The sequence below is a fragment of the [Clostridium] ammoniilyticum genome, assembly GCF_025566905.1.
Taxonomy (GTDB): Bacteria; Bacillota_I; Bacilli_A; order Erysipelotrichales; family Coprobacillaceae; genus Faecalibacillus; species Faecalibacillus intestinalis.
Genome location: NZ_JAOQJR010000002.1, coordinates 34,283 through 46,441, shown reverse-complemented (window position 1 = coordinate 46,441; position 12,159 = coordinate 34,283). Strand labels below are relative to the sequence as shown.

Here is a 12,159-nt window from a genome sequence, read left to right as displayed (position 1 = left end):
TAATTCTTCCACTAATAAAAAAGATATCATCCTTATGGATGATAATAATAAAAAAAATTATCCAATTGAAGTGGATATGAAAATGAAGAAGAAGGTTGGGAATTGGACGTATTTTATATACAATACTGAGGATACAATTGGAAGTAAATACGCTGATAAGCCAATATACTATCCTGCTCTGTATAGATACAAAAATGGTACATATATTGCTAGAAAAGTAAATGAACAAGCTTGTTATACTTATACGGTTTCTAAAAATTGTGTTTATTATTTAGATTCGACATTGTCTGTTCAATCACATGGTTATTTATATGTTGCAAGACCAGATGGAAAAAACCAAAGATTACTAGATACAGAATTATAAGATTTTCAAATAGTTGATGATAAATATATTTATTATGTTTATTGTTTTGATACTACAGGAGTTGGTATTGAAGGACATGCTCTTCATAGAATGAATTTAGATGGGTCTAATGAAATAATTGCAGCGTATGAAGTGTCAAGTGATATTTTAAAATGTAGTCACTTTGATTATAAGATAAAAAAAGGATGGGTTTATTATAAGAATTTTAAAATGGAATTAGGTAATCCTGCAAGCGGGCTTGAAAAAATAGTAATGAATGATATAGGTGACAATGGTTGGATTTATTATATTACTAATCAATTGATAAAAGCTAAAAAAGATGGTTCACAACGTGTAGTTTTAGATGGAGAGGATACCTTTGATTATGAAATAGAAAAAGTAGAAGATAAATACATCTATTATAGGAAGAATGGTATTACGTATAAAATAGGTGTTGATGGCAATAACAAAGAGATTTTGGAATGAAATTGAATATTCTAGGTGTATCACCACAAAAGATACACCTATTTTTCACACATGAATATAAGCGGTTGCATGTTTTTGTGTTTTTTATCGAGATAAAAGATAATGAGGCTAAAGGGAAAGTAAAGAAGACAGCGGGTATATGTTTAAAGAGTATTAATTTTTGACTCCTATATAGAAGTGAAAATGAAAAGATAAAAATTTATGGCATGTTTATTTTTATTAGTTATAAGATTTAGTTTACATGTTCCATGTGATGTTTTTACGATTACAAATGAAGATAATCATGTAGAAACAGATCAAACGAATTTAGCTAATGATCAATTAGCAAAAAAAAATGCATCAGGTATTCATGATATCTTTTATCCTAAATATAATAGTAAATTAGAATTATTTAAAGTACTTTTAAAAGATTACTTTATAAAGATGAAGAAATTGATGTATTTGATATAGATATCAGTTCTTAGAACGCTATATTTTTATTTAGCTTTTTATTTTGCACTTACTTAAAGAAAATGGGCAAGCAAATAAAGATGTCTTAGATGGTAAATAGTTGTTTTAGTTGCTAAAAATGTCCATTAGGTAACAATATATAGAAAAAAGACAACACAGGTTATATAATGAAAATGTTAGCTATTTGTTTTGTACAAAATGTAAATGGCAACAAGAGGATTTTTGTAAAAATGTTATTATACTTTTTATATGAAAGGAAAGAATACTATGGGAATTGTTATATCAAGTTTTATTATTTTTTTTATTTTGAATAAATATAAATTAGTTATCAATTTTGGGATGCATCCAGTATTTTCTACTGTTTTAATAATTTCAATATATGTTTATTTTATATATTGGTTTAGTAAACAATATTCAAAAGAAGACAACAAAAAACAAAATAAAATAATTTTAAATTGTTGTATATTTATAAATGAATACTTGCCAAGTATATTTTTTGCAACGGGTTTATTGTTTAGTATTATAGGATTAAATGAAATGCTAATAAATGCAAAATTATCTGCAATTATTGATGGATTATCAATAATTGCATTTGGTGTTTCACTTATTGGAATGGGAGGCTCGGTTCAACAAACAAGAAAAAACACCAATGAAAATAATGAATGTAAACAAAAAATTGACGATATGATTTCTTCGAATAATAATGTTTTTGATGAAATTAAAAATTTAAATAAAAAAATGAATCATATGTCAAGTAGGATTAATAGTATTAACAATGAAATAAAGGAAAAGAATAGTATATTTGATTTTATAATAAGAATAATTAAAAAAACGTTTTCAAAGTTATAAAAAAGCAAATTAATAAGAAAAAATTTATTTTCTTTATTAAAAAATTTGATGGAGGAAATTAAATATGCCAAATAAACAAATTTTTACTGAAAATCCAGAAAATGATCTATGGCAAGAGCTCATGCAATTTTCTTATAAGGCAAATGTAGAAAGATATTTAGAAGAACATAATTTAGTGAAAAGTGAAGATACAATTAATACGATAATTGGTTCTTTTTTACAAGCGAATGAATATTTTAAAGCAAGTAAAACTGTAAATTTACAGATATCTCCACTTCTTTTATATTATGGATCTACTAATTTACTTCTAGGACTGTGTTCTCTAAAAAAAGGTATTAGACCAGAAATAAAAAATCATGGAATGGCTACATTACATACAACAATAGATAATTATATATCTGAAGCAAGTGTACGTTTTAACGACTATAATTTTGGAGGAATTCATCAATTTGCTAAAATTATTGGATTTGATAAGGACTTAACAAAATACGGTGAATGGAAAATGCAAGAATTTTTATCAGCTATTGTTGAGATTGATCGTGATTATAAGAAATGTTATGAAAAAGAAATAGGAAATACTTTATTACTTGATTTATATAATACATCTACGGGCTTGATTGAGAAAATATATGCAAAAAAAGAAATAATGGAATCTATTTTGAATGTTTTGAATAATGTAGAGGATTTTAAAAAAATTATTTAGATTATCAAACAGGATATGAAAAGGAAACAAATCGAAATTACTTGATTTTAAGAAAAAGGATGACAGGAAAAAATATAAAGAAAATTTCATTTTCTGGGCAACCATATTTACAAGCTGGAATAGAAAAAAATGGACAATTGATCACTTTACCGCAACTGTTTAATATGTACTCAGCACTTTTTATCATGGGTTCATTATGTCGTTATCATCCAGAAATATGGGGACCATTTGTATTGAACGATGAAACAGGAGAACGATTATTATTTGAAAAATTCATATATTATTCTAGAAGAATAATACCTAATATTGTTTTAAATATTATAAATAATGATGATATTACATATGTTACACAACGTTATTCTACAAATGAAACAATAAAGCATGTTAATGAACATGATGTAAAAGAATTAGTTAGAAATGAAATATATGATATAGAAGAAAAAAGGAGAATGATGAAATAACATGAAGAAAGAAAATATTAATGATTTTCGTTCAGAAATTTTTAAATTATGTAATGAAATAAAAAAGAATGATTCTCTACATATTATTCAAGAAACCCTTGAAAAGTTGTTTATGTGTGAAAATATTGAAGAAAAAATTCCAAGTAATATTTTTTTTCATCAAATAGCAAAACATGGAAATAATCAATTTTATGGTTATCTTTTTGCAAATGAAAATTTTGATATGTATAAAGATATATTTCCAATGGCAAAATCTCCAATAAAAGAAGATATTAAAGTATTTGAAAAAGCGCATGCAACAATTTATACTCTTATAAAACTTTGTACCGAGGATATGAGAAATAATTATCCTAAGATTGCAAAAGTGCTAGATCCGTATAGTAAGTATAAACAAATTTCTCCAATCAAAGAAAATGGATATTTAAATAAGGATTTATATAAAAATGCAGTAGATTCTTTTAAAAATTCTGATTTATATAAAAAAGTAAAAAACTCTGCTGTTAATATGTTTATTGAAAAAATTGACCAAATTGAGATTCAAAAAATGTTTATGTCATTAGAGAAAGAAATGGATAGGTGCCCCTTAGATAAGGTACCCAATTGTGCAAAAATCATATTAAAGAAAAGACCAATAGATTTTGAAAAATCAGAATTACTGATAGCACATTTTTTAATGCTCTTTGCATTAAGAAAATCATTAGAAAATGCTTGTAGTTTACTGTTTACAGCTCTTGTAGGAGAAGAACTTATTGTATTTAGTGAAGATAATATTATTAGTATTGATAAAAATTATAAAAATGTAATAAATAAAGTTATTCAAGTAACTTTATTGGGCTTTTTTTCTAAAAAATATTCGAATATTGCAGGTGAAATTGCATTAATTCATTGTAATCCTAATCAAGATTACAATATACATGAATTTGGAATAATCCATACATGTACATCGAGCTTTAACCAAGAAACAGGTGAAACAAGTAATATGACATTACAAGTTGTTGATAACTTGTTAAACCCATATTTTATATTGATGGATTCAATCGATTATAAAAACTGATTTATCATTTTTGAACATAAAATAAGGAATCTTGTTAAAAAGATAATATTTATGAAATATAATGGCGAGGAATATTGCTTTAGCTGATATCAAAGTATACGAATCATAAAAGGGTTTAATTTTTAATTATTTATGTGTATAATAATACCATCATAGAAATAAAAGGGAAATGAATTATGGAAAATATAAAGAAAATTATATCTTGGCCTGTAATATTAGGAATACAGGTCATTACAACAGTAGTATTATTATTTTTTATTTTTAAGCTTAATATTTTACCAACAACATATGCTGTTATGGTTGGGATGATACTTGTTTTATTAGGTTTTATTAATTATGCATTAATGAAACCTAATAAAAAAGAACATCATCGTAAAACAAAACCAAGAGAGATTATTGGAAAAGTATTAAGTTTAATATTAAGTGTATTAATGGTATTTGGATCAGTAATGATCAATAAAGGTTATTCAACATTAGATGATATTACGAATTCTAATACGAAATCTACACATTATGCAATTGTTGTATTAAAAAGTAGTAAAATAGACAGTTTATCTGAATTACAAAATGAATCGATTGAATATTGTTTACAATATGATAAAGAAAAAGATATGAATCAAGTTATTGCTGAAGCTAAAAAGAAAGAATCAAGCTTGAATTTTGATGTTGCTATGACATATTCAAAACTAGGGGATGATCTTTATAATAATACCGTTAATGCTATATTAATTAATACAGCATATAATGGTATGTTTGAAGAAAATCATCCAGATTTTCAAAATGAAGTTAAAGAAATATGGACAAGTGACATAGAAACAAAAGTCAAAGACTTTTCAACAAGAGTTTCTGTAACAAATACACCATTTATTATTTATATCAGTGGTATTGATACATATGGAAGTATTACAACAGTATCTAGATCAGATGTTAATATGATCGTTACTGTTAATCCAAATACAAAGAAGATTTTATTAACATCTATTCCAAGAGATTACTACGTAACTCTTGCGAATATGCAAAAAAAGGATAAGTTAACGCATTCAGGTATTGCTGGACCTGAAAATACGGTTAAAACAATGGCTAAGTTTTTAGGAACAGATATCAACTACTATGCAAGAGTTAACTTTACATCATTGGTTACAATGGTTGATGCATTGGGTGGTATTACTGTTAATGTTGATCAAGATTTTAGTGCGGGTGGTTATTCCTATAAATTAGGTCTTCAACAAATGAATGGTGAAGAAGCTTTAGCATATTCAAGGGAAAGACATTCATTTGCTGATGGAGATAATGTACGTGTAAAACATCAACAAGATGTTTTAATGGCTATGCTTAATAAGATGATGTCACCTGCAGTTATTACTAATTATAGTAGTGTTTTAAAAGCTATATCAGGATGTTTTGAAACAAATATGGCATCTAGTGATATTACAGATTTAATCAAAATGCAAATAAATGATAATGCTTCATGGACATTTAAACAAAAACAATTTACCGGAACAGGAGTTATGCAAACAGGTGGAGCTTACATGCCTGATAGCAAACTTTATTATATGATTCCAAATGATGATAGTGTTAAAGAAAATCTACAAGCAATTAAAGATGTCTTAAATGGGAAATAGTTATTCTAGTTGCTAAAAGTGATCGCTGAGTAATAATAGATAACATTGATTATATAGCGCTCTAAATAATCGCGTGTTTTAGAAAAATCACTTTAAATTATTAAGGGGATATTGATGTGAAATCAATATTCCCTCTAAAATATCTAATGTTTTTTAGGAGGAAAATTAGGCTGATGATCAGTCTTGATTTTCCTCCTTTATTTTTATTGTTATCGTGATTTTTCTACTCTAGTTTTCCTATATACTTAATCAACTACCATTTTCCATTAGATTTAGATAAGCTAAAAATCATAACTATGAAATATTCAATATAGATCAAATTAAAAATTGAATTTATATTCATCAGTAAACATCTCTAAAATAGTTTATAATATGTAAAGAAAGGGTGATAGAAATGAAGAAAATACCAATAAGAACGAAAAGTTTTTCAAGACTTGTAGAAGGAAATTATTATTTTGTAGATAAGACCTTGATGATCAAAGAGTTCTTAGATAGAGGAACAGATGTAACATTGATTACTCGTCCTAGAAGATTTGGAAAAACCATCAATATGTCAATGATGGCAGAATTCTTTGATATTACCAAAGACTCTAAAGAAATCTTTAAAGGTACAAAAATCATGGAAACACCTTATGTAGCTGAAATCAATCAATATCTAACAATCTTTATCTCTTTTGCGAATGCCAAAAGAGATAAAGAAACAGTTGTTTCAACGATAAGAACACAAATACAAAATCAATGGGATAAATATGATTTTGTATTTGAAAATCTTAAGGGATTTAAGAAAACAAATCATGAAAGACTTTATGAAGTATTAGCTGATAATAACAAGAATAATCTTAAGGGAATAGATGATGCAATTTCATTCTTGATGGAAATAATGGAAGATTATTATGGAAAAGAAGTTATGGTATTCATTGATGAATATGATACACCATTTGTAGAAGCACATACAGGAGGGTTCTATGATGAAGTAAGAGGAGGACTTGCAGGATTGCTTCATAATTCTCTTAAAACATCAACCAGCTTAAAATATGCGATGCTTACAGGAATTCAAAGAGTGGCTAAAGAAAATATTTTCAGTGATTTAAATAATTTAGATGTGTATACAGTAATTGATAATGATTATAGTGAATATTTTGGATTCAGTATAGAATAAACCAAAGAACTGTTAGAATATTATGATTTAGAATTAGATGAAGAAGTCAAAGAAATGTATGATGGCTATAAAATGGGAGATAAAGAAATCTATAATCCATGGTCTATTTTAAATTATGCAAGAAGAAAAGTACTTGTTCCTTATTGGGTCAATACGAGTGCTAATACAATGCTTAAACAAGCTATATAAAAAGCAGACTACGATTTTAAAAAACAATATGAAAAACTTATAAAGAATAACTATCTAGAAACAAGAGTTGTCCTTCAAACAAGCTTTTATGAAGTGGCAAATACACCTAACTTATAGGGGATGTTTGTAAGTGCTGGATATTTAACAGTAGTAAAAGCAATTGATCCAAAAAAAGAAAAGTTTAGAATTGCGATACCAAATTATGAGGTAAGAAAATAATTTATAAGATTAATGGAACATCAACTAGGAATGAACAATGTATAATATGATCGCATTGTTGACAATTTGATTGCTGAAAACAAAAATGATTTTTTCAAAAATTATCAAAATGTATTAATGATTCCAAACCATCATGATTTAAATAATGAAAACAGTTATCATATGATGATGTTAGGAATGTGTTTATGTCTATCAGATAACTATAAAGTTATTTATAATCGAGAAGAATGTAAAGGAAGATGTGATCTCATTATCCAGGCTCATGATGAAAAGAAAACATCGTTTATTATTGAATTTAAGTATTTCAAAGAAGATAAAAAAGATTTTGAAAAAGCATTGGATAAATTATCAAATGAAGCTATTCAACAAATCAAAGATAGAAGATATGATTATGATTTAAAAGGAAAAGTGATTTATATAGGCTTAGCCCATCATGGTAAAGATGTCATGATGAAATGGGAAGAAAAGGTTTATATTTGATGTTTGTTATTATAATAAAAAAATCAACGCTTGTTGATTTTAATAATGGTGCTGGAGATGGGATTCGAACCCACAGCCTACTGGTTACGAGTCAGTTGCTCTACCATTGGAGCTACTCCAGCATAGAAATAGAAGCAAAGCTTCTATTTTTTTTCAACTTTTGTTTCACAATAAAGACAACGATAAATACGTTTATCTTTATTTGCTAAATAGAAAACATGATCTAATCCTTGTTCTGTTGAAGTAATACAACGAGGATTTTTACATTTTTCTACATTAATAATTTTTTGAGGAAGTTGCAATTTTTTCTTTTCAACAAGTTTACCATCTTTAATAATACAAACAGTAATATTAGGATCTAAATATCCTAAAACATCAAAATCTAATGCAAATTCTTCATCTATTTTTAAAATATCTTTTTTACCCATTTTATTAGATTTAACGTTTTTAATAATAGCAACGCTACAATCTAATTTATCTAATCCTAGTGCTTTATAAACTTCTAAAGATTTACCAGCAGTAATATGATCTAAAACAATCCCGTTTTTAATACTATCTATCTTCATTATCTTTCTACCTCATTTTCCAATCCTAACATTTTTAAAATAAGTGCCATACGCATAAAACGTCCGTTTTGAACTTGATCAAAATACTTAGCTCTTGGATCATCATCAACCTCAATAGCAATTTCATTAACACGGGGTAATGGGTGCATAACGATTAAATCAGATTTTGATTTTTCTAATTTCTTTAAATCTAAAATATATGTATCTTTTAAACGAATATAGTCTTGTTCATTAAAGAATCTTTCTTTTTGAACACGTGTCATATAAAGAATATCTAAATCTTCAATAACTTCTTCAATCGTTTCAACTTCTTTATAATCTAAATTCTTAGCATCTAATAAATCATGTTTTAAATATTCAGGAATTTTAAGTTCAGGTGGTGCAATAAACACGAATTTAATATTTTTATAACGTGACATTGCTTTTGTAAGAGAATGAACTGTACGTCCGAATTTTAAATCCCCACAAAAACCAATTGTTAGATTATCTAGTCTACCTTTTTCTCTATAAATAGTAAGTAAATCAGTTAAAGTTTGCGTTGGATGGTTATGACCACCATCTCCAGCATTGATTAAAGGTACTGTACTTTTTCTTGTAGCAACAAGAGGTGCTCCTTCTTTTGGATGACGCATTGCAATAATATCGCAATAGCTTGAAACAACACTAATAGTATCACTAACACTTTCACCTTTAGAAGCGCTTGTATTGCTTGCACTTGAAAAACCTAAAACACTTCCACCAAGTGATAACATAGCTGATTCAAAAGAAAGTCTTGTACGTGTACTTGGTTCAAAAAAGAGTGTAGCTAGAATTTTATGACGACAAACATCTTGATAGCGTGTACGATCTTTAATAATATCATTCGCAATATCAATTAGTTCATCAATTTCTTCTACACTTAAATCCATTGGGTCAATTAAATATTTCATAATAGTCTCCTTTTTTTTTCTTCAATATTATAGCACTCCTTAGAAAGCTATTAAATATATTTTAAAAAAATACGAAAATTTCTTTCCGTATTATTTTTTACCATTAAAACAATAAGTACAGATCTTATCACTATCAAGTCCAATAGCTTGAAGCATATCATCCAAACGATTAAAACGTAAAGAAGTAAAATTAAGTTCTTTACGGATTTCTTCTACCATTGCATTATATTCAGGAGTATCTGGATCACTATATGTTTCTAACATATTGATATCATTTTCTCCTTCACGTTTTCTAATAACACGACGTGTAATTAAATCCATATCACTTGTACTTCTTGAAAAGTTTAAGTAAGGACATCCATACATAATTGGAGGACAAGCAGGTCTGATATGGACTGCTCTTGCTCCAGAGTTATATAAATATTCAGTTGTATCTCTTAGTTGTGTTCCACGAACAATTGAATCATCAATTAATAATAATGATTTTCCTTTAATCAAGCTAGCAATTGGAATTAATTTCATTTTTGCAATTAAATTACGATCCGCTTGAATTTGTGGCATAAATGAACGTGGCCACGTAGGTGTGTATTTAATAAAAGGTCTTCCATATTGAATATGTGATTCATTTGAATAACCAATCGCATGGGCAATTCCACTATCAGGAACACCTGCTACAAGATCAATATCTTTAATATCATCTCTTTGAGCCATTAAACGACCACATTCATAACGCATTTCTTCAACATTACGTCCTTCATAACAACTTGTTGGATAACCATAGTATACCCATAAAAATGAACAAATTTTCATTTTATCATTGGCTTCTACAAGTGTTTTCACTTCTTCACTGGTCATAAAACAAACTTCACCAGGTCCTAATTCTTTATATAAAGAATAGCCTAAATTGATATAAGCATGACTTTCAAACGAAGCACAGAATCCATTTTCCCCCTTACCAATATTTAATGGAGTTCTTCCTAATTTATCACGTACTAAATACAAACCATCTTTTGTCATCAACATAAAAGAAATAGAACCTTTTACTTTTCTTAAAACATTGATAATTCCATCAACATAAGTATCCTTTTGATTGATCATTGCAGCAATCAATTCAGTTTGATTCACTTCTCCCCCAGACATCTCTAGAAAATGAGTATGCCCATTATCAAAAGCATCTTGAATCAATTCTTCCATATTTGCAACTCTACCTACAGAAACAATTGCATAACTACCTAAACGACAATTGATTAAAAGAGGTTGAGGTTCATTGTCTGAAATACAACCAATCCCCATTTTTCCAGACATTTCTTTAATATCATTTTCAAACTTAGTTCTAAATGGTGAATTTGAAATATTATGAATTGCACGGTTAAAACCGTTTTCTCCATAAACTGCAATCCCACCTTTTTTTGTTCCTAAATGAGAATGATAATCAATACCAAAAAACAAATCAGTGACACAGTCTTTACGACTGACAACGCCAAACATACCACCCATATGTAATTTTCTCCTTTTTCATTTGTTCTCTAAATGACAAAAATATGATAACATAAAACAAAATGAAGATAAAGGACATAAAAAAATGAAATTATATATAGTAAGACATGGTCAAACAGGTTATAACATTGATAATAAAGTTTGTGGCATTTCGGATGTTGAATTAACATCTTTAGGAAAGCAACAAGCTAAAATGGCCAGTGAACAATTAAAAGATATTTCATTAGATATGATTTTTGCTTCACCACTTCAAAGAGCACATGAAACTGCAAAAATCATAAATGAAAATCATCAATTAGAAATTAAAATAGATTCTAGAATTCAAGAAATCAATTTTGGCAAATTTGAAGGAATTGTTAATAATGAAGAATTTCAATATTATAAACAAAATCATGGACTCCATTATCCAGGCGGAGAATCTTTATTCCAAGTAGTCCATCGTGTGTATAGTTTTTTAGAAGAACTTGAAAATAAATATCCTGATAAAAACATTTTAGTTGTTTGTCATGGAGGTATCGTGCGTGTCATTCATAGTTATTTTCATGATATGACAAATGAAGAATTAATGACATGGTTACCCGAAAATTGTTGTATTCAAAGCTATGAAAAATAGTGACTTTGTATTGACTGAAAAGTGGAAAGTGTTATACTAATTATAGGAAAAAAGGAAAAGGAGAGTTAAATATGAACGTAGATAAAGATACTTGTATCGGATGTGGAGCATGTGCTGGTGTTTGTCCTGTAGAAGCTTTAGCATTTGATGACGAAGGAAAAATGGAATGTGACAAAGATACATGCATTGGATGTCAAGCATGTGTTGGAACTTGTCCAGTAGAAGCTATTTCAGCTGAATAATAAGATAAATTTAATAGTTATAAAGGACTTTTTATGATATATAGTTATATCAAAAAAGTCCCTTTTATTATGTTGAAAATTTTTCGGTCGAAAAAAAGCATATTTTGGTCGTAAAGAATATTTTTTGTTGAAATTATGTGATAATATTAGTTTATAAAAATTATATATTTTAAAGGCAAAACTATTGAAAAATAGTGACGCAAAGCTACAGAACTGAACCGTAAGGAAGTTGGCTGAGTTGCAGATGATGTGTACTTAGTCTTTTCTTGCGGCTTTTTCTTTATAATTATCATTTAT

At 27.5% G+C, this 12,159-nt stretch carries 16 protein-coding genes, 1 tRNA gene and 1 riboswitch; of the genes, 13 read left to right on the top strand and 4 right to left on the bottom strand.

What is annotated here, in order from left to right:
• The first annotated feature begins 82 nt into the window (after positions 1-82).
• From OCV55_RS02405 to OCV55_RS02355, 11 genes are all read left to right on the top strand, one after another.
• Positions 83-364, top strand: a complete 282-nt coding sequence (locus OCV55_RS02405; protein WP_147357896.1) for a hypothetical protein — start codon at positions 83-85, stop codon at positions 362-364.
• 90 nt (positions 365-454) lie between these two features.
• A complete protein-coding gene (locus OCV55_RS02400; RefSeq protein ID WP_118347789.1) occupies positions 455-829 on the top strand; it encodes a hypothetical protein in 375 nt (124 codons plus the stop codon).
• Between the two features lie 201 nt (positions 830-1,030).
• On the top strand, positions 1,031-1,279 hold the full coding sequence (locus tag OCV55_RS02395) for a hypothetical protein (protein ID WP_147579698.1): 249 nt from the start codon (positions 1,031-1,033) through the stop codon (positions 1,277-1,279).
• Positions 1,280-1,546: 267 nt separating this feature from the next.
• Positions 1,547-2,128: a hypothetical protein gene (locus OCV55_RS02390; protein ID WP_147323161.1), complete on the top strand. Its 582-nt coding sequence runs from the start codon at positions 1,547-1,549 to the stop codon at positions 2,126-2,128.
• A gap of 64 nt (positions 2,129-2,192) precedes the next feature.
• Entirely contained in the window at positions 2,193-2,831 is a 639-nt protein-coding gene (locus tag OCV55_RS02385) for a YaaC family protein (RefSeq protein WP_147579697.1), read from the top strand.
• A gap of 59 nt (positions 2,832-2,890) precedes the next feature.
• Positions 2,891-3,292: a YaaC family protein gene (locus OCV55_RS02380; RefSeq protein WP_147579696.1), complete on the top strand. Its 402-nt coding sequence runs from the start codon at positions 2,891-2,893 to the stop codon at positions 3,290-3,292.
• A gap of 1 nt (position 3,293) precedes the next feature.
• Complete coding sequence (locus OCV55_RS02375) at positions 3,294-4,346, top strand: hypothetical protein (protein ID WP_147579695.1); 1,053 nt, start codon at positions 3,294-3,296, stop codon at positions 4,344-4,346.
• Between the two features lie 176 nt (positions 4,347-4,522).
• On the top strand, positions 4,523-5,968 hold the full coding sequence (locus tag OCV55_RS02370) for an LCP family protein (RefSeq protein ID WP_118573534.1): 1,446 nt from the start codon (positions 4,523-4,525) through the stop codon (positions 5,966-5,968).
• 394 nt (positions 5,969-6,362) lie between these two features.
• A complete protein-coding gene (locus OCV55_RS02365; RefSeq protein ID WP_267309771.1) occupies positions 6,363-7,127 on the top strand; it encodes an AAA family ATPase in 765 nt (254 codons plus the stop codon).
• 54 nt (positions 7,128-7,181) lie between these two features.
• Positions 7,182-7,316 carry a hypothetical protein gene (locus OCV55_RS02360; protein WP_256187806.1) on the top strand — a complete coding sequence of 45 codons (135 nt, stop codon included), beginning with the start codon at positions 7,182-7,184 and terminating at the stop codon, positions 7,314-7,316.
• Between the two features lie 285 nt (positions 7,317-7,601).
• Positions 7,602-8,015 carry a PD-(D/E)XK nuclease domain-containing protein gene (locus tag OCV55_RS02355; RefSeq protein ID WP_147579694.1) on the top strand — a complete coding sequence of 138 codons (414 nt, stop codon included), beginning with the start codon at positions 7,602-7,604 and terminating at the stop codon, positions 8,013-8,015.
• A gap of 46 nt (positions 8,016-8,061) precedes the next feature.
• Here OCV55_RS02355 and OCV55_RS02350 read toward each other — a convergent pair.
• The 4 genes from OCV55_RS02350 to OCV55_RS02335 form a co-directional block, all read right to left on the bottom strand.
• Positions 8,062-8,137: transfer RNA gene (locus tag OCV55_RS02350), tRNA-Thr, on the bottom strand.
• 21 nt (positions 8,138-8,158) lie between these two features.
• On the bottom strand, positions 8,159-8,581 hold the full coding sequence (locus OCV55_RS02345) for an aspartate carbamoyltransferase regulatory subunit (protein WP_147579693.1): 423 nt from the start codon (positions 8,579-8,581) through the stop codon (positions 8,159-8,161).
• Positions 8,581-9,510: an aspartate carbamoyltransferase gene (pyrB, locus tag OCV55_RS02340; RefSeq protein WP_147579692.1), complete on the bottom strand. Its 930-nt coding sequence runs from the start codon at positions 9,508-9,510 to the stop codon at positions 8,581-8,583. The genes OCV55_RS02345 and pyrB overlap by 1 nt, the downstream gene beginning before the upstream one ends.
• 90 nt (positions 9,511-9,600) lie before the next feature.
• Positions 9,601-11,007 carry an amidophosphoribosyltransferase gene (locus tag OCV55_RS02335; RefSeq protein ID WP_032091708.1) on the bottom strand — a complete coding sequence of 469 codons (1,407 nt, stop codon included), beginning with the start codon at positions 11,005-11,007 and terminating at the stop codon, positions 9,601-9,603.
• A gap of 85 nt (positions 11,008-11,092) precedes the next feature.
• On the opposite strand from OCV55_RS02335, the gene OCV55_RS02330 reads away from it, so the two are divergent.
• Positions 11,093-11,620, top strand: a complete 528-nt coding sequence (locus tag OCV55_RS02330) for a histidine phosphatase family protein (protein WP_032091707.1) — start codon at positions 11,093-11,095, stop codon at positions 11,618-11,620.
• 71 nt (positions 11,621-11,691) lie between these two features.
• Positions 11,692-11,862 (top strand): 4Fe-4S binding protein, encoded by a 171-nt coding sequence (locus tag OCV55_RS02325; protein ID WP_032091706.1) that lies wholly within the window; start codon positions 11,692-11,694, stop codon positions 11,860-11,862.
• A 164-nt stretch (positions 11,863-12,026) separates the two neighbouring features.
• Positions 12,027-12,108: riboswitch (cyclic di-GMP riboswitch) on the top strand.
• Positions 12,109-12,159 lie beyond the last annotated feature (51 nt).